The following is a 22,143-nucleotide window of genomic DNA, read 5'->3' as shown; positions in this document are numbered from 1 at the left end:
CGGGACCCATGGCTGATACTGGACGGGTTATGGACATCGTCATCCTTGCTGTAGTCATCGCCGTGGTCGTGATCGGCGCGCTCGGCGGGCTGGTGGTGGGCAGTCGCCGCAAGAAGCAGGTGCCCCCGCCGCCGCCCGCAGCGCCCGACATCACGGCCCCTCCGGCCGAACCGCACGTCGGCGACGAGGCCGAGACGCCGCGCGACGAACCGCGCCGCACGATAGAGGAGGTCGACCTCCCCGACGGGGGTACCGCCACCGTCGCGGAACCCCCCGTCGTCGAAGAGCTCGAGGTTCCTCAGCTGGAGGTTCCCGAGCCCACCGCCGGCCGTCTGGTCCGGCTCCGTGCCCGCCTGTCGCGCTCGCAGAACGCGCTCGGCAAGGGGCTGCTCACGCTGCTCTCCCGCGAGCACCTCGACGAGGAGACCTGGGAGGAGATCGAGGACACGCTGCTGACCGCCGACGTCGGCGTGCAGCCCACCCAGGAGCTGGTCGAGCGACTGCGCGAGCGCGTCCGGGTGCTCGGCACCCGTACCCCGGACGAGCTGCGCGCACTGCTGCGCGAGGAGCTGATCACGCTGGTCGGCGCCGACCTGGACCGCACGGTCAAGACCGAGCCCGAGACGACCAAGCCCGGCATCGTGATGGTCGTCGGCGTCAACGGCACCGGCAAGACCACGACCACCGGCAAGCTCGCCCGGGTGCTGGTCGCCGACGGCCGCAGCGTCGTGCTCGGCGCCGCCGACACCTTCCGCGCCGCCGCCGCCGACCAGCTCCAGACCTGGGGCGAGCGGGTCGGCGCCCACACCGTGCGCGGCCCGGAAGCCGGTGATCCGGCCTCCGTCGCCTTCGACGCGGTCAAGGAGGGCAAGGAGATCGGCGCGGACGTCGTGCTGATCGACACCGCCGGCCGGCTGCACACCAAGACCGGGCTCATGGACGAGCTGGGCAAGGTCAAGCGGGTCGTCGAGAAGCAGGCGCCGCTGGACGAGGTGCTGCTCGTGCTCGACGCCACCACCGGCCAGAACGGTCTGATCCAGGCCCGCGTCTTCGCCGAGGTCGTCGACATCACCGGCATCGTGCTCACCAAGCTGGACGGCACGGCCAAGGGCGGCATCGTGGTCGCCGTCCAGCGTGAGCTGGGCGTGCCGGTCAAGCTGGTCGGCCTCGGTGAGGGCGCCGACGACCTGGCGCCGTTCGAGCCGGAGGCGTTCGTGGACGCCCTGATCGGTGACTGAGCTTTCGACGGTGCATGAGGAGGCGCCCGGACCCGGACCCGTTTCCCCGGGGCGGGCGCCCTCTGCCGGGAGGTTCCTCGCCCCCGCCGCCCCTACTCGTCCCGTCCCCTGGGGGCTCCGCCCCCGGACCCCCGTTTTCGGCCTGGACGGCCTCGTCCTCAAGCTGCCCCATAGGGGGTGCCCCCAGGCGGGCTGGTAGGTCAGCTCCTCCGGCGTATGAGGAGCGGGGGCCGGGGCGGATACCGCAGGTCGCGCACGGGGGAGTGGGGTGTGCGCGCCCCCGCGGGCCACACCCGCGGTCTACACCCGCGACCGGTGTGCCACGTACGCCAGCGTCCCCAGCAGCAGGCGGGCCGCCGGCGGGTTGGTCGCCGAGTCGAGGGCCGGAGGGCGCAGCCACCGCACCGGTCCCCGGCCGCCGCGGTCGGAGGGCGGGGCCGTGACGTACGCGCCGGGGCCGAGGCCGACCAGGTCGAGGGCGGCCGGCGTGTCCCAGCCCATGCGGTAGAGCAGCCGGGGCAGTTCGGCGGCGGCGCCCGGGGCGACGAAGAAATGGGCGCGGCCCTGCGGGGTCACCGCGACCGGGCCGAGGGGGAGGCCCATGCGCTCCAGCCGGGCCAGGGCCCCGCGCCCGGCGGACTCGGCCACCTCGATCACGTCGAAGGTCCGCCCGACCGGCAGCATGACCGCGGCGCCCGGCACCTCGGCCCAGGCCCGGGTCACCTCGTCCAGCGTCGACCCGGCGGGTACCTCCGGCGCGAAGTCCAGCGGATGCGCGCCCGGCGCCCGGCAGTCCCCGCGGCCGCAGGAGCAGACGCCCGCCGCGGCCCGGGCGCCCGGCACCACGTCCCAGCCCCACAGCCCCGTGAACTCGGCCACCGCGACGCATTCCGACGAACGTCCGCGGCGGCGCGCACCGGTCCGGAGATCGCGGATGCCTCGACTGCTGCCGATCGTGAAGCCCATACCCCCTCCAACGGGTCCGACGCACCGGCAGTTACGCAGCGGACGCGCGGCGTGACTCTCCGTTTCCGACTCTGTTCCCCTCCCCAGCACCGCGCGGTTCAGACAGCGCCCGGAAGCGCCCCGGGTCGCGTGGTCGGCGGCGCACGCCCCGGTGTGCACCGCTGCACCCACTCCCCGTCGGCCTGTGTCAAGTGAATCGCGGGGCGGGCGAAGTGAGTTCATTCGAAGGGGTGGCGAATGGTGGCGTTTCCGGGATCGCCATGGCTGGACGGGTGATCGTAGGATTACTTTGTGTGCACAAGGCCTTGGGGTACATGCACGAGCGGGTATGCCGGAGGCAACTCGGCTTTCCGTTCGAAGGGTGAGAATCGCCGGACGGACGGGCACGACACCGGCATTCTGTTAGGGGCTTGGCGCACTCGGCGACAGGCACTGATGCAGGGATGGGGGCGTTCCAGTGAGCGGCAACGGCGGTAGCGGGACGGGCGCCGGCAGCGCCACGCCGGCTGACAAGCGCCCCAATGAGCTGCTCACCTCGTGGTTCGTACGCAGCGGCTGGTCCAAGGGCGAGCTGGCCCGCCAGGTCAACCGCCGCGCGCGCCGGCTCGGCGCCAACCACATCTCCACGGACACCTCCCGGGTGCGCCGCTGGCTGGACGGCGAGAACCCGCGCGAGCCGATCCCCCGGATCCTGTCCGAGCTGTTCTCCGAGCGCTTCGGTGTCGTCGTCTCCGTCGAGGACCTGGGCCTGCGCACCACCCGCCCGTCACCGTCCACGACCGGCGTCGACCTGCCCTGGACGGGTCCGCAGACCGTGGCCCTGCTCAGCGAGTTCTCGCGCAGCGACCTGATGCTGGCGCGGCGCGGCTTCCTCGGGAGCTCGCTGGCCCTCTCCGCGGGCCCGTCCCTCATCGAGCCCATGCAGCGCTGGCTCGTCCCCATGCCCTCCTCCCCGGCGCACGAACCCGAGCCCGCGCCCACCACGCGCGCGCGTGGCCGCCTCTCCAAGCCCGAGCTGGACCTGCTGGAGTCCACCACCGTGATGTTCCGGCGGTGGGACGCCCAGTGCGGCGGCGGCCTGCGCCGCAAGGCCGTCGTCGGCCAGCTGCACGAGGTGACCGACCTGCTCCAGGAGCCCCAGTCCGGCCCCACCCGGGCCAAGCTGTTCAAGGTCGCCGCCGAGCTGGCCGAGCTGGCCGGCTGGATGTCGTACGACATCGGGCTGCAGCCCACCGCGCAGAAGTACTTCGTCCTCGCCCTGCACGCCGCCAAGGAGGCCGGTGACCGGCCGCTCGGCTCGTACATCCTCTCCAGCATGAGCCGCCAGATGATCCACCTCGGCCGGCCCGAGGACGCCCTGGAGCTGATCCACCTCGCCCAGTACGGCAGCCGGGACTGCGCGAGCCCGCGCACCCAGTCGATGCTGTATGCGATGGAGGCCCGCGCCTACGCCAACATGGGCCAGCCGGGCCGGTGCAAGCGGGCCGTGCGGATGGCCGAGGACACCTTCGCCGACGCCGACGAGTGGGACGAGCCGGACCCCGACTGGATCCGCTTCTTCTCCGAGGCCGAGCTGTACGGGGAGAACAGCCACTCCTTCCGCGACCTCGCCTACGTCGCCGGCCGCAGCCCCACGTACGCCTCCCTCGCCGAGCCGCTGATGCGCCGGGCCGTGGAGCTGTTCGCCGACGACCACGAACACCAGCGGTCGTACGCGCTGAACCTGATCGGCATGGCCACCGTGCACCTGCTGCGCCGGGAGCCCGAGCAGAGCACCTCCCTGGTCACCGAGGCCATGGGCATCGCCAAGAAGGTCCGCTCCGAGCGGGTCAACACCCGTATCCGCAAGACGGTCGACACGGCCGTACGCGACTTCGGCGATCTCGCCGAGGTCGTGGACCTCACCGAGCGGCTCGCGGGCGAACTGCCCGAGACCGCCGAGGCGGTCTGACCGCCGCCCCCGCAAGCCCCGGCCGCGGCCGGTCCTCCCGAACTGCCCGACTCGGCTCCCCCATGCCAGGTCATCGGAGGTCCGGCCGCGGCCGGCCTGCGTGTGCAGGTTGCGCCACGATAACGATCGCGCGGCCCGGCATCCGGCAGTTCACCGAGGCGTAACACACCCGGTGCCTTCGTCACGGCGGCGAAACAACGAGGGGCTCCCACCGAAACGGCGCTGCGCCAATCTCGTGGCGCATAACCGGCCCACCCCTCACCCCGCTCAGGTGTCCCGCACGGGGCCGTACAAGACGAGGAGATACCGGCATTGAACGGCACAGATACCGGATTCGTATTGATCAGTGCAGCGCTCGTCATGCTGATGACGCCTGGGCTGGCCCTGTTCTACGGCGGCATGGTGCGCTCCAAGAGCGTCCTGAACATGCTGATGATGTCCTTCATCTCGCTGGGCATCGTCAGCATCCTGTGGGTGCTGTACGGACACTCCCTCGCCTTCAGCGGTGACGTGGGCGGGTTCATCGGCAACCTCGACATGGTCGGGCTGAAGGGCGTCAACGCCGACAGCGTGATGGAGAACTTCGCCGGCGAGAACATCTCGGTCTTCGCCTTCTCCCTCTTCCAGATGCTGTTCGCGGTGATCACCGCGGCCCTGATCAGCGGCGCCCTCGCCGACCGCGTCAAGTTCGGCGCCTGGATGGTCTTCATCGCCCTGTGGGTCACCGTGGTGTACTTCCCGGTCGCCCACTGGGTCTGGGGCGGCGGCTGGCTCGCCGAGCTCGACCCGGCCGTGATCGACTTCGCCGGCGGTACCGCGGTCCACATCAACGCCGGCGTGGCCGGTCTCGCCGCCGTCCTCGTCGTGGGCAAGCGCATCGGCTTCAAGAAGGACCCGATGCGCCCGCACAACATGCCACTGGTCCTCCTCGGCACCGCCCTGCTGTGGTTCGGCTGGTTCGGCTTCAACGCCGGCTCCGAACTCGGCGTCGACGGCACCACCGCCCAGATGGCGCTCAACACCCAGGTGGCCACCGCGGCCGCCGTGCTGGGCTGGCTGATCTACGAGCGCATCCGCCACGGCGCGTTCACCACGCTCGGAGCCTGCTCGGGCGCCGTGGCCGGCCTGGTGGCCATCACCCCCGCCGGCGGCAGCGTCAACGTCTTCGGCGCCCTGCTCATCGGCGTGGTGGCCGGTGCGGTCTGCTCCTGGGCCGTCAGCCTCAAGTACAAGCTGGGCTACGACGACTCCCTCGACGTCGTCGGCGTCCACCTGGTCGGCGGTGTCCTGGGCACCCTCATGGTCGGCTTCCTCGCGATCGGCGGCGTCGGCGGCTGGAACCAGTTCGTCTCGCAGGTCGTCGGCGCCTTCGCGGTCATGGGCTACACCTTCGTGGTGACGCTGGTCCTCGCCTTCGTCCTGCAGAAGACGATCGGGTTCCGCGCCTCCGAGGAGGATGAGGTCAGCGGCATCGACCAGGCCGCCCACGCCGAGACCGCATACGACTTCAGCGGGGCCGGCGGCGGTGCCGCCCGCACCGCGGTCACCGCCCCCGCCGCCCAGGCCGAGAGCAAGAAGGTGGACGCATGAAGCTCATCACCGCCGTCGTCAAGCCGCACCGGCTCGACGAGATCAAGGAGGCCCTCCAGGCCTTCGGGGTCCACGGACTGACCGTGACCGAGGCCAGCGGCTACGGCCGCCAGCGCGGCCACACCGAGGTCTACCGCGGTGCCGAATACACCGTCGACCTGGTGCCGAAGATCCGCATCGAGGTGCTGGTCGAGGACGACGACGCCGAACAGGTCATCGAAGTCGTCGTCAAGGCGGCCCGCACCGGCAAGATCGGTGACGGAAAGGTCTGGTCCGTCCCGGTCGACACGGCCGTACGGGTCCGCACCGGCGAGCGCGGTCCGGACGCGCTCTGAAACGGACAGGAGTCGCCGGGTGACGAGCACGGACGTGACGAACGAAGCAGAGGACCCGGGACCCGGCGGCTACGCGGCGGCCCGGCTGCGCCTCCTCACCGAGGGGGCGCGGTCCGGGCCGCCGCGCCGCGGTGCCCTCGCCGACCTGACGGACGAGTGGCTGGCCGGCCTCTTCGCCGCCGCGGCCGGGCCGCTCAAGGGCGTGTCGCTGGTCGCCGTCGGCGGCTACGGGCGCGGTGAGCTGTCCCCGCGCAGCGACCTGGACCTGCTCCTGCTGCACGACGGCGGCGACGAGAAGGCGGTCGCGGCCCTCGCCGACCGCCTCTGGTACCCGGTCTGGGACCTCGGCATCGCCCTCGACCACTCCGTGCGCACCCCGGCCGAGGCCCGGAAGACCGCGGCCGAGGACCTGAAGGTCCACCTCGGTCTCCTGGACGCCCGCCATCTCGCCGGCGACCTCGGCCTGACCGCCGGCCTGCGCACCGCCGTCCTCGCCGACTGGCGCAACCAGGCCCCCAGACGCCTCCCCGGCCTGAAGGAGCTGTGCGCCGAGCGCGCCGCCCGCCAGGGCGAGCTGCAGTACCTGCTGGAACCCGACCTCAAGGAGGCCCGCGGCGGCCTGCGCGACGCCACCGCCCTGCGCGCCGTCGCCGCCTCCTGGCTCGCCGACGCCCCGCGCGAGGGCCTCGCCGACGCCCGGCGCCGCCTGCTCGACGTCCGCGACGCCCTGCACCTGGCCACCGGCCGCGCCACCGACCGGCTCGCGCTCCAGGAGCAGGACCAGGTGGCCGCCGAGCTGGGCCTGCTGGACGCCGACGCACTGCTGCGGCAGGTGTACGAGGCCGCGCGCGTCGTCTCGTACGCCAGTGACGTCACCTGGCGCGAGGTGGGGCGCGTCCTGCGGGCCCGGTCGGTGCGTCCGCGGCTGCGGAAACTGGCGCGGGAGAGAAGCGACTTCCTCAGAAGGGCGGTGGCGGGCGACGGGAGGGCGCTGGGCGGCGGCCGGCCGGCGGCGGAGCGGTCGCCGCTCGCCGAGGGGGTGGTGGAGCAGGACGGCGAGGTGGTGCTCGCGCGCACCGCACGCCCCGAGCGCGACCCCGTCCTCCCGCTGCGCGCCGCCGCGGCCGCCGCGCAGTCCGGGCTCCCGCTCTCCCTGCACGCCGTGCGGCGCCTCGCGGCCACCGCGCGCCCGCTGCCCACGCCCTGGCCCGCCGAGGCCCGCGACCAACTGGTGACCCTGCTGGGCTCCGGCCGGCCCACCGTCGAGGTGTGGGAGGCGCTGGAGGCCGAGGGGCTGGTCACCGCGCTGCTGCCCGACTGGGAGCGGGTCCGCTGCCGCCCGCAGCGCAACGCCGTGCACGTGTGGACCGTCGACCGGCACCTGATCGAGACGGCCGTCCGCGCCTCGGAGTTCACCCGCCGTGTGCACCGGCCCGACCTTCTGCTGGTCGCCGCGCTGCTGCACGACATCGGCAAGGGCTGGCCCGGTGACCACTCCGTGGCCGGCGAGACCATCGCCCGGGACGTCGCCGCCCGCATCGGCTTCGACCGCGCGGACGTGGACGTGGTGGCCGCCCTCGTACGCCATCACCTGCTGCTCGTCGAGACCGCCACCCGGCGCGACCTGGACGACCCGGCCACCGTGCGCGCGGTCGCCGAGGCCGTCGGCAGCCAGAGCACCCTGGAGCTGCTGCACGCCCTCACCGAGGCGGACGCGCTCGCCACCGGGCCGGCCGCCTGGTCGTCCTGGCGCGCATCGCTCGTCACCGACCTGGTGAAACGGGTCTCGGCAGTGCTGTCCGGGGACCCGCCGGAGGACCCCGAGGCCGTCGCGCCCACCGCCGAGCAGGAACGGCTCGCCATCGAGGCCTTCCGCACCGGCGGGCCGGTGCTGGCGCTGCGCACCCAGGCCGAGCCGCCTGCCGACGACCAGGAACCGCTGGGCGTCGAACTGCTGATCGCCGTACCCGACCAGCCGGGCGTGCTGCCCGCCGTCGCCGGGGTGCTGGCCGTGCACCGTCTGACCGTCCGCACGGCGGGACTGCGCGCCCTGCCGCTGCCGGACGGCGTGGCGGGCTCCGTGCTGCTGCTGGACTGGCGGGTCGCCGCCGAGTACGGCTCGCTGCCCCAGGCGGCCCGGCTGCGCTCCGACCTCGTCCGCGCCCTGGAAGGCTCCCTCGACATCGCCGGGCGCCTCGCCGAACGGGACGCCGCCTACCCGCGCCGCCGGGGCGTGGTGGCGCCGCCGGCCCGGGTGACGGTCGCCCCGGTGGCCTCCCGGCACGCCACGGTCTTCGAGGTCCGTGCCCAGGACGCCCCCGGCCTGCTGTTCCGCATCGGGCGGGCGCTGGAGCGGGCGGGGGTGCGGGTCCGCAGCGCCCATGTCTCCACGCTGGGAGCCAACGCGGTCGACGCCTTCTACGTCACCGGGCCGGGGGGCGGGCCCCTGCCGGGTGAGCAGGCCGCGGCGGTGTCGCGGGCCCTGGAGGAGGCGCTGCGGGGGTGACCTTGCGGTCATGCGTGCGTTTCCCGGGGCGACGCGGGGCTGCCGTGCCGTCCCCGCCCGCTCTCCATGGCGGGCAGGGACGATTTGCTTGCGCGGCCGGATACCCTGGAGGGCGACCCACACCACCGCCGACGCGAGGACCTAAGCCGCCGTGTTCGATACTCTCTCCGATCGCTTGTCAGCCACCTTTAAGTCCCTTCGGGGTAAGGGCAGGCTGTCCGAAGCGGACATCGACGCCACGGCCCGCGAGATCCGCATCGCGCTCCTCGAGGCGGACGTGGCCCTGCCGGTCGTCCGGACGTTCATCAAGAACGTCAAGGAGCGGTCCCTCGGCGCCGAGGTCTCCAAGGCGCTGAACCCCGCCCAGCAGGTCCTCAAGATCGTCAACGAGGAACTGGTCACCATCCTCGGCGGCGAGACCCGGCGCCTGCGCTTCGCCAAGCAGCCGCCGACCGTCATCCTGCTGGCCGGTCTGCAGGGCGCCGGCAAGACCACCCTCGCGGGCAAGCTCGGCAAGTGGCTCAAGGACCAGGGCCACTCGCCGCTGCTGGTCGCCTGTGACCTCCAGCGCCCCAACGCCGTCAACCAGCTCAGCGTCGTCGCCGAGCGGGCCGGGGTCGCGGTCTACGCGCCCGAGCCGGGCAACGGCGTGGGCGACCCGGTCAAGGTCGCCAAGGACTCCCTGGACTTCGCGAAGTCCAAGGTGCACGACATCGTGATCGTCGACACCGCCGGCCGCCTGGGCATCGACCAGGAGATGATGCGGCAGGCCGCGGACATCCGGGACGCAGTCTCACCGGACGAGATCCTCTTCGTCGTCGACGCGATGATCGGTCAGGACGCGGTCAACACCGCCGAGGCCTTCCGCGACGGCGTCGGCTTCGACGGCGTGGTGCTGTCCAAGCTCGACGGCGACGCCCGCGGTGGTGCGGCCCTGTCGATCCGCCAGGTCACCGGAAAGCCGATCATGTTCGCCTCGGCCGGTGAGAAGCTCGAGGACTTCGACGCCTTCCACCCGGACCGGATGGCCTCCCGCATCCTCGACATGGGTGACCTGCTCACCCTGATCGAGCAGGCGGAGAAGACGTTCAGTCAGGAAGAGGCCGAGAAGATGGCCTCCAAGCTGGCGTCGAAGAAGGGCCAGGACTTCACCCTGGACGACTTCCTGGCCCAGATGGAGCAGGTCCGGAAGATGGGCTCCATCTCCAAGCTGCTCGGCATGCTGCCCGGCATGGGCCAGATCAAGGACCAGATCAACAACCTCGACGAGCGGGACGTCGACCGCACGGCCGCCATCATCAAGTCGATGACCCCGGCCGAGCGCCAGGACCCGACGATCATCAACGGCTCGCGCCGGGCCCGTATCGCCAAGGGCTCCGGAGTCGAGGTCAGCGCGGTGAAGGGCCTGGTCGAGCGGTTCTTCGAGGCCCGCAAGATGATGTCCCGCATGGCTCAGGGCGGCGGTATGCCCGGCATGCCGGGGATGCCGGGCATGGGCGGCGGGCCCGGCCGGCCGAAGAAGCAGCAGAAGAAGGCCAAGGGCAAGCAGCGCTCCGGCAACCCGATGAAGCGCAAGCAGCAGGAGCAGGAGGAGGCCGCCCGGCGGGCCGCCGCCGCGCAGAACGGCGGCGCGTTCAACCTGCCGCAGCAGGGCGGCCAGGACTTCGAGCTGCCGGACGAGTTCAAGAAGTTCATGGGCTGACGGCCGCGTCCGTACGCCACCGGGGGCGCCCCGCGCCGAGCAGCGCGCGGCGCCCCCGTTGCCGTACCCGCACCCGCCCGCGTGCCCTTCCCGGCACGGGGCCGGCCGCCGGCACGGGGCCGGCCGCCTCCGGGCCCGGGCGCGGTCCGGTCAGGACCGGTCGAACCTCCAGACGTACGGCTCGCCGTCCTCCTGCGACCAGTGGACCTCCACGCTCCCCGCGTCCGCCGGAACGAGGTACGTCTCGCAGAAGACGTGGCTCTCGCCCCGCTTCCAGCTCCCGACGCCGTACGGGTCCTCGCACCCCCGGGCGTCCTCGGCGGCGCCGACGAGGACCGCGCCGCGCTGCCCGTCGGCGAAGACCGCGGTGCCGTCGGCCACGTCCGCCGTCCCGGTCAGGGCGGGGCCGCCCCTGTGCGTGTACTTCACGTGCGCGACGGCCGGCACCCTGCCCTTGGCGTCCGCGGCGTCGGCCACCGCCTTCGCGGCCTCCGCCTCGGTGCCGACGTCGACCTTCTCCGCCACGATCTCGTACGTGACCTCACCGGGCTCCTCCGCGACCGTGCCCGTCGCGGGCTCGCCGGCGGGCAGGTCACCCCCGGAGGCCGACCGCGACGGCGAGGCCCCGGCCTGCGCGGCGGCCGTGGCCCCGGCTCCCTTCGCGTCGGCGGTGTCCTCCCCGCCGCCCCCGCCCCCGCACGCGGCCAGGACGAGGGTGAGGACGGCGACGGGCGCGGCGAGACGCGACGCGGTCTGGTGGTGCGGCACAACAGCTCCTGCGGGCAGACGTGTTCGTTCCCCCGAACGGTGGATCAGGCCGAGGCCCCTTGTCCACCGGGCGGACGCGCAGCCGCCTCGCCGCCCGCTCCGTCCCGCCTCGCACACCCGCACCGGACATGCGCCGGGCGCGCCCCCGCCCGCACTCCGTGCCGCTCAGGGCGTCCGCGCGATCAGGTAGCGGAACACGGTCGGCATCCACACCGTCCCGTCCCGCCGCTGATGCGGATGCAGCGCCTCCGTCAGCTCCTTGTCGACCTGCTCCCCGTCCGTCGCCGCGATCGCCGCGTCGAACAGCCCCGTCGAGAGCAGCCCGCGCACGGCGCTGCGGACGTCGGCGTAGCCGAAGGGGCACGCCACCCGGCCCGAGCCGTCCGGCTTCAGACCGGCCCGCTGGGCGACCTCCTCCAGGTCGTCGCGGAGCGCGGGACGCCAGCTGCCTGCGCTGCGCAGCGGGTCCGCCAGCTTGGTGGCCACCCGCAGCACGGAGGTCGTCGCGCACCGCTCCGGCGGGCCCCAGCCGGCCAGCACCACCGGCGCCCCGCGCTCGGCGAGCGGAGTCGCCTCCGCCAGCAGTTCGCCCAGCCCTTCGGAGTCGCCCGCCAGACACCCGATCGGCTCGAAGGCGGTCACCACCGTGAACGCCGGCGTCCGCGGGTCCTCCGCGTCGCGCGGCGAGCCCTCGACGACCCGGCCCCCGGCACGCGCGCGGGTGTCCCACGCCTGTGGTGTCAGCCGCTCCCGCGCGAGGGCGAGCCGTTCCGGGCTGCCGGCGTCCACACCGGTGACCGAGGCACCCCGCGAGGCGGCCATCAGCAGGGCCAGCCCGGAACCGCAGCCCAGCCCCAGCAGCCGGGTGCCGGAGCCCACGTCCAGTCGCTCGTAGACGGCCTCGTAGAGCGGTACGAGCATCCGCTCCTGTATCTCCGACCAGTCACGCGCGCGTGCACGCGGGTCCACGTGGGGCGGCGCCCCGGCGTGAGTGAGGTGCTGCCGCACGAGCGTAGGTGTCATAGGAAAGCGCCCCAATCGACGAGAGGTCTCGCAAGTCGTTGCCGTTGTGCCCGAGTTCCGTGGCCCGCGTGCGTCTCGTTCGCACTCCCCCCGTATGCCAGGAAACTCCGGGCGCGCCGTGCCGTCCAGTGCTGGAGGCGGCCGGTTTGCCCGATCCCCGGCCACATGGCGAGATTTCACATTCCGGCAACCTGGGCCCGTACCATCGCGCCATGGCCAAGGCACCCGTGCTCACGCCCAGGGCGGACGACTTCCCGCGCTGGTACCAGGACCTCATCGGCAAGGCCGAACTGGCCGACAACGGACCGGTGCGCGGCACCATGGTCATCCGGCCGTACGGGTATGCCCTGTGGGAGCGGATGCAGCAGGAGATGGACGCCCGGATCAAGGCCGCGGGCGCCGACAACGCCTACTTCCCGCTGTTCATCCCGCAGGGCCACCTGACCAGGGAGGCCGAGCACGTCGAGGGCTTCGCACCCGAGCTGGCCGTCGTCACACACGGCGGCGGCAAGCAACTGGAGGAACCGGTCGTGGTCCGGCCCACCTCCGAGACGATCATCAACGAGTACTTCGCCAAGTGGGTGCAGAGCTACCGCGACCTGCCCCTGCTGATCAACCAGTGGGCGAACGTGGTCCGCTGGGAGATGCGCCCGCGCGTGTTCCTCCGTACGAGTGAGTTCCTCTGGCAGGAGGGCCATACCGCCCACGCCACCTACGAGGACGCCCGGGACTACGCCGCGTACATCCACCGCGAGGTGTACGCCGACTTCATGGTGAACGTCCTCGGCATCGACGTCGTCCCCGGCCGCAAGACCGCGAGCGAGCGGTTCGCCGGCGCCGTCAACACCCTCACCCTGGAAGGGATGATGGGCGACGGCAAGGCGCTCCAGATGGGCACCAGCCACGAACTCGGCCAGAACTTCGCCAAGGCCTTCGAGACCCGGTACCTGTCGAAGGACGGCCGGGAGGAGTACGTCTGGCAGACCTCCTGGGGCTCCTCCACCCGCATGGTGGGTGGCCTGATCATGTCGCACGGCGATGACAGCGGGTTGCGGGTGCCGCCCAGGCTCGCCCCCGTCCAGGTGGTCGTCGTCGCGGTCAAGGGCGAGGAGGCGGTTCTGGCCAAGGTCCGCGAGCTCGGCGACCGGCTGACGGCGGCGGGCCTGCGCGTGCGGGTCGACGACCGCACCGACACCCCCTTCGGGCGCCGCGCGGTCGACTGGGAGCTCAAGGGCGTGCCCGTACGGATCGAACTGGGCCCCCGTGACCTGGAGGGCGGCACCGCGACGCTGGTGCGGCGCATCCCCGGAGGCAAGCAGCCGGTGCCCCTGGAGACGCTCACCGAGCTGCTCCCCGCGATCCTCGAAGAGGACCAGGCGCTGCTGCTGCGCCAGTCCCGCGAACGGCGGGAGGCCCTCACCTCGGACGTGTCCTCGGTCGAGGAGGCCGTCGAGGCCGCCGCCGCGGGCGGCTGGGCGCGCCTGCCCTGGGCGGTGCTCGGCGAAGAAGGGGAGGCCAGGCTGGCCGAGCACGCGGTCACCGTGAGGTGTCTGGTCGCCGAGGACGGGTCGGTGCCGGACGCCGACGACGCACCCGGTAACGTCGCCGTCGTCGCGCGCGCTTACTAGAGCGCGGCCCCTGCGCGGCGGACGCGGCCGAAACGCCTCTTGCGCACCGGCCGCCCACAGCCACCCCGGCGCGCGTAGGCGGCCTACGCGCGGGCGCGTACCGTGGACTACGCACCACCTTGGTACGAGCTGCGAGGCTTCTCCGCAGATCAGCGCACCCGCCCTCGTCGGGACGCATCAACGAAAACTGACGGGTACGAGCAATTTATTTGGGATGCCCCGGAATAGGAACACAGCGGCACCCCGGCTCGTTCTCATTACGTGAGCACGACACCACCTGTTCTCGCCGCAGAGCTGGCGCAGGCGTGGGCCGATATTCAGCGGCACCACCCCGAGCTGCCCGATCTTGCCGCGCCCGAGTCCCTGATCGGAGAGTCGTCGTCCGCCTGCGGGCACGCACTCTCCTTCGAGCGACTGCTCCATGAGGCAGTCCACGGCATCGCCGCAGCGCGCGGAGTCCGCGACACCTCCCGCGCCGGCCGCTACCACAACCGACGGTTCCTCGCGATCGCCGAGGAGCTGGGCCTGGACCATCCCGAGGAGCCGCACCCGAGCAGTGGTTTCTCCCTGGTCACGCTCAGCCCCGAGGCGAAGCGCCGCTACCGCCCGACGATCGAGCGCCTCCAGCGCGCCCTGAAGGCCCACACCGCCGCCACGGAGACGGACTCCGCCCGCACCTTCCGCGGTCCGGCCGCCCGCCATGGTTCCTCCGGCGGCGGGGTGCGCGTGAAGGCGGTCTGCGACTGCGGTCGCAACGTACGGGTCGTCCCGTCCGTCCTGGCCCAGGCACCGATCGTGTGCGGCGGCTGCGGCAAGCCGTTCCGGATCCCGGAGGTGGTCGGCGCGGCGGCGGGCTGACGAGCGACCGGCATCTCGTGGCTGCCGGTCGGGCGCCGGGGGCGGGCGGGCGTCCGCCGCCCCCGGCCGGGAGCGACCCGCAGGGTATGGCACAATGGCTAGCTGTACTCGACAGCCGCACAGGACCCCTCTCTCCTCCGGCTGACGCGTCCATCGGGCACTCGGGTACCGCAACCCCACGCGGCTCTCTCGCCGTGCCCAACCACGTCAAATCCAGGAGAACCCACTCCCGTGGCAGTCAAGATCAAGCTGAAGCGTCTGGGCAAGATCCGTTCGCCTCACTACCGCATCGTCGTCGCCGACTCCCGTACCCGCCGTGACGGCCGGGCCATCGAGGAGATCGGCAAGTACCACCCGACGTACAACCCGTCGGTGATGGAGGTCGACTCCGAGCGTGTGGCGTACTGGCTCTCCGTCGGCGCCCAGCCGACCGAGCCCGTGCTCGCCATTCTGAAGAAGACCGGCGACTGGCAGAAGTTCAAGGGCGAGCCCGCCCCGGCGCCGCTGCTGCAGCCGGCCGAGAAGCCGGCCCGTCCGTCCTTCGAGGCGCTCGGCGGCGACGACGAGGGCAAGGGTGAGGCGATCACCCAGAAGAAGAAGGCTGAGAAGAAGGACGAGGCCGCGGCCGAGTCCGGCGCCGAGGCCTGAGCATGCTCGAGGAGGCTCTCGAGCACCTCGTGAAGGGCATCGTCGACAACCCTGACGATGTGCAGGTCGCCTCGCGCAACCTGCGCCGCGGACGCGTGCTCGAGGTCCGGGTCCACCCGGACGACCTCGGCAAGGTGATCGGCCGCAACGGCCGCACGGCACGTGCGCTGCGCACCGTCGTGGGCGCCATCGGCGGTCGCGGTGTCCGCGTCGACCTGGTCGACGTGGACGACGTCCGCTGACGCTTCGCAACACACCGGCTCGGGCCGGGGAGGGCCGTGAGGGCCGTCCCCGGCCCGACGTCGTACGGCCGGTCGTATGACAGGAGATCACAGACAGTGCAGCTGGTAGTCGCTCGGATCGGCCGAGCCCACGGCATCAAGGGCGAGGTCACCGTCGAGGTGCGCACCGACGAGCCGGAGCTGCGGCTCGCCCCCGGCGCCGTCCTGGCCACCGACCCGGCCCCGGTGGGTCCGCTGACCATCGAGACCGGCCGCGTCCACAGCGGCCGGCTCCTGCTGCGCTTCGAAGGCGTGCGCGACCGCAACGCCGCCGAGGCGCTGCGCAACACCCTCCTGATCGCCGAGGTCGACCCGGACGAACTGCCCGAGGAGGAGGACGAGTACTACGACCACCAGCTGATCGACCTCGACGTGGTCATGACGGACGGCACGCCGGTGGGCCGGATCACCGAGATCTCCCACCTGCCCACGCAGGACCTGTTCGTCGTCGAGCGGGCCGACGGCAGCGAGGTCTACGTGCCGTTCGTGGCGGAGATCGTCACCGAGATCGACCTGGAGGAGCAGCGGGCGGTCATCGACCCGCCGCCGGGACTGATCGACGACCGCGCCGAGATCGCCTCCGCCCGTGAGGAAGAGGCGTAATGCGGCTGGACGTCGTCACGATCTTCCCCGAGTACCTGGAACCGCTGAACGTCTCGCTCGTCGGCAAGGCACGCGCGCGCGGACAGCTCGACGTGCACGTCCACGACCTGCGCTCCTGGACCTACGACCGGCACAACACGGTCGACGACACCCCGTACGGCGGCGGCCCGGGCATGGTCATGAAGACCGAGCCGTGGGGTGACGCGCTGGACACCGTCCTGGCCGACGGCTACGAGACCGGCTCCCGCGAGCCCGCCCTCATCGTGCCCACCCCCAGCGGCCGGCCGTTCACCCAGGAACTCGCCGTCCACCTCTCCGAGCGCCCCTGGCTGATCTTCACGCCCGCCCGCTACGAGGGCATCGACCGGCGGGTCGTCGACGAGTACGCCGCCCGGATGCCCGTCTACGAGGTGTCCATCGGCGACTACGTCCTGGCCGGCGGCGAGGCGGCCGTACTCGTCGTCACCGAGGCCGTGGCGCGGCTGCTGCCCGGCGTCCTCGGCAACGCCGAGTCCCACCGGGACGACTCCTTCGCCCCTGGCGCCATGGCCAGCCTCCTGGAGGGCCCCGTCTACACCAAGCCGCCCCAGTGGCGCGGTCGCGGCATCCCGGACGTGCTGCTCAGCGGCCACCACGGGAAGATCGCCCGCTGGCGCCGGGACGAGGCGCTGAAGCGGACGACGGCCCACCGGCCCGACCTGATCGAGCGCTGCGACCCCGAGGCCTTCGACAAGAAGGACCGCGAGATGCTCTCCATCCTGGGCTGGGCGCCGGACCCGGCGGGGGAGCCGTACGGCCGATTTTGGCGCAGGACCGACGGCGTGGAAGAATAGGCCGCTGTTGTGCGTCCGTCCGGCGTGCGCCCCTGCCACAGGGGGAGACGACGCCCGCCCCGACCCGCGCGACCCTGATCCCGAAACACCGAGATTCCGTTGATGACCTGTGGCATCAGCGAGGAAAGCAGACACCATGTCTCACCTGCTCGACTCCGTCGACGCCGCGTCGCTGCGCAGCGACGTCCCCGCCTTCCGCCCGGGCGACACGGTCAACGTGCACGTCCGCGTCATCGAGGGCAACCGCTCCCGTGTGCAGCAGTTCAAGGGCGTCGTGATCCGCCGCCAGGGCTCCGGCGTGCGCGAGACCTTCACGGTCCGCAAGGTCTCCTTCTCCGTCGGCGTCGAGCGCACCTTCCCGGTGCACACCCCGATCGTGGAGAAGATCGAGCTCGTCACCAAGGGTGACGTCCGCCGCGCCAAGCTGTACTACCTGCGCGAGCTGCGCGGCAAGGCCGCGAAGATCAAGGAGAAGCGCGAGAACTGAGCGCTCTCCGGCGCATCCCCCGGGGCCGGATAGCATCTGGCCCCGATGGACACCGCAGCACAGCAGACGGAACGCGACCGCTCCCCCCGCCCTTCCGGATCCGAGGAGACCTCGGGCCCAGAGGGCCGGCAGGGCCGGTCGCGTTTCGCGTTGCCGGACGCCCTCGCGGACTGGGTACCGGGCGGGCGGATCACCTTGTGCCTGCTGGTCCTCCTGCTGTTCCTGCTGCTGCTCTCCACGTTCGTGGTCCAGCCCTTCCGGATCCCCAGCGGTTCCATGGAGCCCGGATTGAGGATCGGCGACCGCGTTCTCGTAAACAAGTTGGCGTACCGTTTCGATGACCGGCTGCGGCGGGGCGACATCGTCGTGTTCGACGGCACCGGGTACTTCGGGCGCGGCGACTACATCAAACGCGTTGTCGGTGTGGGCGGGGACCATGTGGTCTGCTGCGACAAGGAGGGGAGGATCCGGGTGAACGGGCGGTCGGTCGACGAGTCGGCATTCCTCCACCCCGGTGACCGCCCCTCCGCGGTACGCTTCGACGTCGTCGTGCCCGAGGGCAGGCTGTTCGTCCTCGGCGACCACCGCAGCGACTCCAGCGACTCGCGCGACCACCTGGGCTCCCCGGGCGGCGGGATGATCCCCGAGGACGAGGTGATCGGCCGCGCCGACTGGATCGTCTGGCCCTTCGGCCACGCCACGCACTTCGACCGCCCCGGTGCCTACGCGCGCGTGCCCGACGCGGAGGGGGCCGATGGGTAACCGCGGCAAGCCCCGCGGAGCGCCCAGCAGCCCCGCGGAGAACCTGCTGCCCACCGGCACCCGGCGCGCGGGCGGCCCGGCCGGTGGCCGTACCCGCGCGGAGCGGCGCAAGCTCCAGCGCAAGGTCAAAAGGCGCCGCAGGCGCAGCGCGGTCAAGGAGATACCGCTCCTCGTCGGCGTCGCCGTCCTGATAGCCCTCGTACTGAAGACCTTCCTCGTCCAGGCGTTCGTGATCCCGTCGGGCTCCATGGAGCAGACGATCCGGATCGGCGACCGGGTCCTGGTCGACAAGCTCACCCCGTGGTTCGGCTCCGAACCGCAGCGCGGGGACGTCGTCGTCTTCCGTGACCCCGGTGGCTGGCTCCAGGAGGAGCAGGCCCCCGCCAAGGACGACCCGGTCGTCGTCAAGCAGGTCAAGGAGGGCCTGGCCTTCATCGGCCTGCTGCCCTCCGACGACGAGAAGGACCTGATCAAGCGGGTCGTCGGCGTCGGCGGCGACCGCGTCAGGTGCTGCGACGAGCAGGGGCGCGTGACCGTCAACGGAGTCCCGCTGAACGAGGACTACCTGTATCCCGGCGACGTCCCGTCCAAGGACGCCTTCGACGTCACCGTCCCCGAGGGGCGGCTGTGGGTCATGGGCGACCACCGCTCCAACTCCGCCGACTCCCGCACCCACCAGGAGACCGACTTCGGGACGGTCTCCGAGGACGAGGTGGTGGGCCGGGCCATGCTCATCGCCTGGCCGTTCGACCACTGGACCACCCTGGAGGAGCCGACGACGTACGCGTCGGTGACCGACGCGGGCGGCGGGTCGACCGCTGCGCCCGCTTCGTCGCATAGGGTTGGCCGCTACGATTCGAACGAGATGATCCAGCTCCCGACTCCTGCGGAAGTCCCGCTCGTTATGGGAGTGGTGGGCCTGCGCCGTGGACGGGGCGGGCGGCGGTACGGAGTAAGGAGTTGGCGTGGGGGATGTGGCGGTTGGCGCACGGTCCGGACACGGCGGCGAGGAAGACCGCGGACGCCCCGTGCAAGCGGCCGGCCGGGCCGCGGACGGCGCCCCTACCTCAGGGAATGACTCCGCGGCGATCGAGGACGGCGCGGTGACGGACGAGCGGTACGGCGGCGAACGGGACGGGAACGGCGGCGACGGCCGCGACGGGCAGGGCACACCCCCGCCCGCCAAGCCGCCGAAGAAGCAGCGCTCCTTCTGGAAGGAGCTGCCGCTGCTGATCGGCATCGCGCTGGTGCTGGCGCTGCTGATCAAGACGTTCCTGGTGCAGGCGTTCTCGATCCCGTCGGCCTCGATGCAGAACACGCTCACCGAGGGCGACCGGGTGCTCGTCGACAAGCTGACGCCGTGGTTCGGCTCGGAGCCCGAGCGCGGCGAGGTCGTGGTCTTCCACGACCCCGACAACTGGCTGGCGGGCGAGCCCACGCCGGAGCCGAACCCGCTGCAGACCTTCCTCGGCTGGATCGGACTGATGCCGTCCGCGGAGGAGAAGGACCTGATCAAGCGGGTCATCGGCGTCGGCGGTGACACCGTCGAGTGCCAGGGCTCCGGCCCGCTGAAGGTCAACGGCAAGGCGCTGAACGAGCCGTACGTCTACCCCAACAACACGCCGTGCAGCGTGGACGAACAGGGCGGCCAGTTCAAGGTGACGGTTCCCGAGGGCCACATCTGGGTCATGGGCGACCACCGGCAGAACTCCCGCGACTCCCGGTACAACACCTCGGACAAGAACAACGGCATGGTTCCGGTCGACGAGGTCATCGGACGCGCCATCGTGATCGCCTGGCCGATCAACCGCTGGGGCACGCTGCCGGTGCCGGAGACCTTCGACCAGACCGGGCTGAACGACCAGGCGGCCGCGGCCCGTGTCCTGTCGGTCGCGCCCCAGGGCGCCGCGCTCGCCGGAGCCGTGCCGCTGCTGCTGTGGCGGCGCAGGCGGATCGCGGCGACGCCCTCGCGCTGACCGGCTTCCCGCGGCCCTGTGCCGCGGGGCCCCTGTTCCCCGGGGAGCTTGTTTCCCGGGGAGCTCGTTTCCCCGGGAATCTTGGTTCCCGGGGTCCGCTTTCCGGCGTCCTTGTCTTCCGAGGCACTTCTTCCGCAGGGCCCTTGCTTCCCGGGCGCCCTTGTCCCCCGAGGCCGTCGGACCCGCCGGGATTTTCCGGGCCTGAGGCAGGGCTGACCGCGCCGGGTACCGCCGGGTAGGGTGCGGACCCATGGGTGGCGAGAGGACGACGCGGACGGCCCCGCACGGCGGTGCCGCGAACCCGGGCCCTGCGGGCAGCAGGACCGGGCAGCGGCTGTCCAACCTGGCCGTGGCGCTCGGCATGGTGCTGTTCCTCGGCGGCTTCGCCTGGGGAGCGGTGGTCTACCGGCCTTACACCGTGCCGACCACGTCGATGATGCCGACGATCGCCGCCGGCGACCGCGTGCTGGCAGAGCGCGTCGACGGCTCCGACGTCCGCCGCGGCGACGTGGTCGTCTTCAAGGACGCCACCTGGGCCAACGCCCCGGTGATCAAGCGGGTCGTCGCGGTCGGCGGCGACACCGTCTCCTGCTGCCAGAACGGCAGGCTGAAGGTCAACGGCAAGGAGATCGACGAGCCCTACCTCGCCCCGGACGTCTCCGCCGAGAGCAGCGCCTTCCCGGCCGTGACCGTCCCCGAGGGCCGCCTGTTCCTGCTCGGCGACGAGCGCCACGGCTCGGTGGACTCCGCCGCCCATCTCACCGACGCGGCCGGCGGTTCGGTGTCCCGCGGTGCGGTGGAGGCCCGCGTCGACGCCGTCGTCTGGCCGATGGACGGCATGCTGGAGCGGCCCACCGGGTTCGAGACGCTCGGCGGCCTGTCCACTCCGGGCCCGCTGCGCACGGTCGTCGCGCTGGTGATCGCCGGGGCCGCACTGATCCTCGGGGGCGCCGCGTACGGTCCGCTCGCCAAGCGGGCCGCCGCCTCCCGGACCGCCCGCACCCGGACGGAGCCCCCGGGTGCCCGCTGAGGCGACGCGGGCGGGGCAGGACACCTACGAGGGCGGGCTGCGCAAGGTCGCCCGCGTCGTCCTGCTCGACCCCCGGGACCGCATCCTGCTCCTGCACGGCCATGAGCCGGACGACCCGGCCGACGACTGGTGGTTCACGCCCGGCGGCGGCGTGGAGGGCGACGAGACCCGTGAGGAGGCCGCGCTCCGGGAACTCGCCGAGGAGACCGGCATCACCGAGGTCGAGTTCGGCCCGGTGCTGTGGCGGCGCCGGTGCTCCTTCCCGTTCGCGGGCCGCCGCTGGGACCAGGACGAGTGGTACTACCTGGCCCGCACGACGCAGACGGTGACCGCCGCCGCGGGCCTGACCGAGCTGGAGCGGCGCAGCGTCGCCGGAGCGCGCTGGTGGACGTGTGGGGAACTGGCCCGGGCACATGAGACGGTGTATCCGACCAGACTCGCCGAGCTGCTGCGCACGCTGCTCGACGAAGGTCCCCCCACCGGGCCGGTGACCCTGGACACCGAAATCGTCTAGAGGCTCACGGGACTGGCGCACAATGGGGGGATCGCACGGCTGAAGGGGAACATGCCATGAGCGCCGAGGACCTCGAGAAGTACGAGACCGAGATGGAGCTGAAGCTCTACCGGGAGTACCGCGATGTCGTCGGTCTGTTCAAATACGTGATCGAGACCGAGCGGCGCTTCTACCTCACCAACGACTACGAGATGCAGGTGCACTCCGTCCAGGGTGAGGTCTTCTTCGAGGTCTCCATGGCAGACGCCTGGGTGTGGGACATGTACCGGCCGGCCCGGTTCGTCAAGCAGGTGCGCGTTCTGACGTTCAAGGACGTGAACATCGAGGAGCTCAACAAGAGCGATCTCGAGCTTCCCAGCGGGTGACGGGGCCGTGCGGGGCACACCGACGGGTGAGGGAGTTTTCCACAACCGCTGAGTAACTCACCAAGATCCATCGCATGAC

Annotated in this window: 22 protein-coding genes; 19 read left to right on the top strand and 3 right to left on the bottom strand. The window is 72.1% G+C overall.

Annotated elements, in window-relative coordinates; all coding sequences use genetic code 11:
- The first annotated feature begins 29 nt into the window (after positions 1-29).
- On the top strand, positions 30-1,238 hold the full coding sequence (gene ftsY, locus ACLGIH_RS09310; protein WP_416524762.1) for a signal recognition particle-docking protein FtsY: 1,209 nt from the start codon (positions 30-32) through the stop codon (positions 1,236-1,238).
- A gap of 300 nt (positions 1,239-1,538) precedes the next feature.
- On the opposite strand, the gene ACLGIH_RS09305 is transcribed toward ftsY, so the two are convergent.
- Positions 1,539-2,204, bottom strand: a complete 666-nt coding sequence (locus ACLGIH_RS09305) for a bifunctional DNA primase/polymerase (RefSeq protein ID WP_416524761.1) — start codon at positions 2,202-2,204, stop codon at positions 1,539-1,541.
- 457 nt (positions 2,205-2,661) lie between these two features.
- Here ACLGIH_RS09305 and nsdA point away from each other — a divergent pair, with 457 nt between their 5' ends.
- From nsdA to ffh, 5 genes are all read left to right on the top strand, one after another.
- Positions 2,662-4,155, top strand: coding sequence for a transcriptional repressor NsdA (gene nsdA / locus ACLGIH_RS09300; RefSeq protein ID WP_416524760.1), 1,494 nt, complete (start codon positions 2,662-2,664; stop codon positions 4,153-4,155).
- 312 nt (positions 4,156-4,467) lie between these two features.
- Positions 4,468-5,745, top strand: coding sequence for an ammonium transporter (locus ACLGIH_RS09295; RefSeq protein ID WP_416524759.1), 1,278 nt, complete (start codon positions 4,468-4,470; stop codon positions 5,743-5,745).
- Positions 5,742-6,080: a P-II family nitrogen regulator gene (locus ACLGIH_RS09290; RefSeq protein WP_217141751.1), complete on the top strand. Its 339-nt coding sequence runs from the start codon at positions 5,742-5,744 to the stop codon at positions 6,078-6,080. The genes ACLGIH_RS09295 and ACLGIH_RS09290 overlap by 4 nt, the downstream gene beginning before the upstream one ends.
- A gap of 19 nt (positions 6,081-6,099) precedes the next feature.
- Positions 6,100-8,586 (top strand): [protein-PII] uridylyltransferase, encoded by a 2,487-nt coding sequence (locus ACLGIH_RS09285; protein WP_416524758.1) that lies wholly within the window; start codon positions 6,100-6,102, stop codon positions 8,584-8,586.
- 151 nt (positions 8,587-8,737) lie between these two features.
- Entirely contained in the window at positions 8,738-10,288 is a 1,551-nt protein-coding gene (gene ffh, locus ACLGIH_RS09280; RefSeq protein ID WP_416524757.1) for a signal recognition particle protein, read from the top strand.
- Positions 10,289-10,438: 150 nt separating this feature from the next.
- On the opposite strand, the gene ACLGIH_RS09275 is transcribed toward ffh, so the two are convergent.
- Both ACLGIH_RS09275 and ACLGIH_RS09270 read right to left on the bottom strand, forming a co-directional pair.
- Positions 10,439-11,056 carry a hypothetical protein gene (locus ACLGIH_RS09275; RefSeq protein ID WP_416524756.1) on the bottom strand — a complete coding sequence of 206 codons (618 nt, stop codon included), beginning with the start codon at positions 11,054-11,056 and terminating at the stop codon, positions 10,439-10,441.
- Positions 11,057-11,221: 165 nt separating this feature from the next.
- Complete coding sequence (locus ACLGIH_RS09270) at positions 11,222-12,079, bottom strand: class I SAM-dependent methyltransferase (protein ID WP_416524755.1); 858 nt, start codon at positions 12,077-12,079, stop codon at positions 11,222-11,224.
- A gap of 212 nt (positions 12,080-12,291) precedes the next feature.
- On the opposite strand from ACLGIH_RS09270, the gene proS reads away from it, so the two are divergent.
- The 13 genes from proS (at position 12,292) to ACLGIH_RS09205 (ending at position 22,064) form a co-directional block, all read left to right on the top strand.
- Positions 12,292-13,707: a proline--tRNA ligase gene (gene proS / locus ACLGIH_RS09265; RefSeq protein ID WP_416524754.1), complete on the top strand. Its 1,416-nt coding sequence runs from the start codon at positions 12,292-12,294 to the stop codon at positions 13,705-13,707.
- A 261-nt stretch (positions 13,708-13,968) separates the two neighbouring features.
- Positions 13,969-14,565 carry a hypothetical protein gene (locus ACLGIH_RS09260; RefSeq protein ID WP_416524753.1) on the top strand — a complete coding sequence of 199 codons (597 nt, stop codon included), beginning with the start codon at positions 13,969-13,971 and terminating at the stop codon, positions 14,563-14,565.
- Between the two features lie 231 nt (positions 14,566-14,796).
- Positions 14,797-15,213, top strand: a complete 417-nt coding sequence (gene rpsP, locus ACLGIH_RS09255) for a 30S ribosomal protein S16 (RefSeq protein ID WP_416524752.1) — start codon at positions 14,797-14,799, stop codon at positions 15,211-15,213.
- A 2-nt stretch (positions 15,214-15,215) separates the two neighbouring features.
- Entirely contained in the window at positions 15,216-15,455 is a 240-nt protein-coding gene (locus ACLGIH_RS09250; protein WP_030612780.1) for an RNA-binding protein, read from the top strand.
- A gap of 96 nt (positions 15,456-15,551) precedes the next feature.
- Complete coding sequence (gene rimM, locus ACLGIH_RS09245) at positions 15,552-16,097, top strand: ribosome maturation factor RimM (RefSeq protein WP_416524751.1); 546 nt, start codon at positions 15,552-15,554, stop codon at positions 16,095-16,097.
- Positions 16,097-16,930 carry a tRNA (guanosine(37)-N1)-methyltransferase TrmD gene (trmD, locus tag ACLGIH_RS09240; RefSeq protein WP_416524750.1) on the top strand — a complete coding sequence of 278 codons (834 nt, stop codon included), beginning with the start codon at positions 16,097-16,099 and terminating at the stop codon, positions 16,928-16,930. Before rimM ends, trmD begins: the two co-directional genes overlap by 1 nt.
- 136 nt (positions 16,931-17,066) lie before the next feature.
- Complete coding sequence (rplS, locus tag ACLGIH_RS09235; protein WP_071367741.1) at positions 17,067-17,417, top strand: 50S ribosomal protein L19; 351 nt, start codon at positions 17,067-17,069, stop codon at positions 17,415-17,417.
- A gap of 45 nt (positions 17,418-17,462) precedes the next feature.
- On the top strand, positions 17,463-18,179 hold the full coding sequence (gene lepB, locus ACLGIH_RS09230; RefSeq protein WP_416524749.1) for a signal peptidase I: 717 nt from the start codon (positions 17,463-17,465) through the stop codon (positions 18,177-18,179).
- Entirely contained in the window at positions 18,172-19,257 is a 1,086-nt protein-coding gene (gene lepB, locus ACLGIH_RS09225; RefSeq protein ID WP_416524748.1) for a signal peptidase I, read from the top strand. Before lepB (ACLGIH_RS09230) ends, lepB (ACLGIH_RS09225) begins: the two co-directional genes overlap by 8 nt.
- Positions 19,145-20,155: a signal peptidase I gene (gene lepB / locus ACLGIH_RS09220; protein WP_416524747.1), complete on the top strand. Its 1,011-nt coding sequence runs from the start codon at positions 19,145-19,147 to the stop codon at positions 20,153-20,155. The genes lepB (ACLGIH_RS09225) and lepB (ACLGIH_RS09220) overlap by 113 nt, the downstream gene beginning before the upstream one ends.
- Positions 20,156-20,405: 250 nt before the next feature.
- The gene (gene lepB, locus ACLGIH_RS09215; protein ID WP_416524746.1) at positions 20,406-21,185 is read left to right on the top strand and encodes a signal peptidase I; all 780 of its coding nucleotides are present in this window, start codon (positions 20,406-20,408) and stop codon (positions 21,183-21,185) included.
- Entirely contained in the window at positions 21,175-21,699 is a 525-nt protein-coding gene (locus ACLGIH_RS09210) for an NUDIX hydrolase (RefSeq protein WP_416524745.1), read from the top strand. Before lepB (ACLGIH_RS09215) ends, ACLGIH_RS09210 begins: the two co-directional genes overlap by 11 nt.
- 56 nt (positions 21,700-21,755) lie before the next feature.
- The gene (locus ACLGIH_RS09205) at positions 21,756-22,064 is read left to right on the top strand and encodes a DUF2469 domain-containing protein (protein WP_003993268.1); all 309 of its coding nucleotides are present in this window, start codon (positions 21,756-21,758) and stop codon (positions 22,062-22,064) included.
- Positions 22,065-22,143: the final 79 nt, after the last annotated feature.

It is taken from the genome of Streptomyces hamibioticus (assembly GCF_047946815.1).
Taxonomy (GTDB): domain Bacteria; phylum Actinomycetota; class Actinomycetes; order Streptomycetales; family Streptomycetaceae; genus Streptomyces.
The sequence above is the reverse complement of the archived record's forward strand: the minus strand, read 5'-3'. Positions and strand labels throughout refer to the sequence as shown.

What these genes read in the sequence shown, in the direction of transcription:
- ftsY (WP_416524762.1), top strand. Translation starts at nt 30, where the DNA reads ATGGACATCGTCATCCTTGCTGTAGTCATCGCCGTGGTCGTGATCGGC.
- ACLGIH_RS09305 (WP_416524761.1), bottom strand. Translation starts at nt 2,204, where the DNA reads ATGGGCTTCACGATCGGCAGCAGTCGAGGCATCCGCGATCTCCGGACC.
- ACLGIH_RS09290 (WP_217141751.1), top strand. Translation starts at nt 5,742, where the DNA reads ATGAAGCTCATCACCGCCGTCGTCAAGCCGCACCGGCTCGACGAGATC.
- ACLGIH_RS09270 (WP_416524755.1), bottom strand. Translation starts at nt 12,079, where the DNA reads ATGACACCTACGCTCGTGCGGCAGCACCTCACTCACGCCGGGGCGCCG.
- proS (WP_416524754.1), top strand. Translation starts at nt 12,292, where the DNA reads ATGGCCAAGGCACCCGTGCTCACGCCCAGGGCGGACGACTTCCCGCGC.
- ACLGIH_RS09250 (WP_030612780.1), top strand. Translation starts at nt 15,216, where the DNA reads ATGCTCGAGGAGGCTCTCGAGCACCTCGTGAAGGGCATCGTCGACAAC.
- trmD (WP_416524750.1), top strand. Translation starts at nt 16,097, where the DNA reads ATGCGGCTGGACGTCGTCACGATCTTCCCCGAGTACCTGGAACCGCTG.
- rplS (WP_071367741.1), top strand. Translation starts at nt 17,067, where the DNA reads ATGTCTCACCTGCTCGACTCCGTCGACGCCGCGTCGCTGCGCAGCGAC.
- lepB (WP_416524749.1), top strand. Translation starts at nt 17,463, where the DNA reads ATGGACACCGCAGCACAGCAGACGGAACGCGACCGCTCCCCCCGCCCT.
- lepB (WP_416524748.1), top strand. Translation starts at nt 18,172, where the DNA reads ATGGGTAACCGCGGCAAGCCCCGCGGAGCGCCCAGCAGCCCCGCGGAG.
- lepB (WP_416524746.1), top strand. Translation starts at nt 20,406, where the DNA reads ATGGGTGGCGAGAGGACGACGCGGACGGCCCCGCACGGCGGTGCCGCG.
- ACLGIH_RS09205 (WP_003993268.1), top strand. Translation starts at nt 21,756, where the DNA reads ATGAGCGCCGAGGACCTCGAGAAGTACGAGACCGAGATGGAGCTGAAG.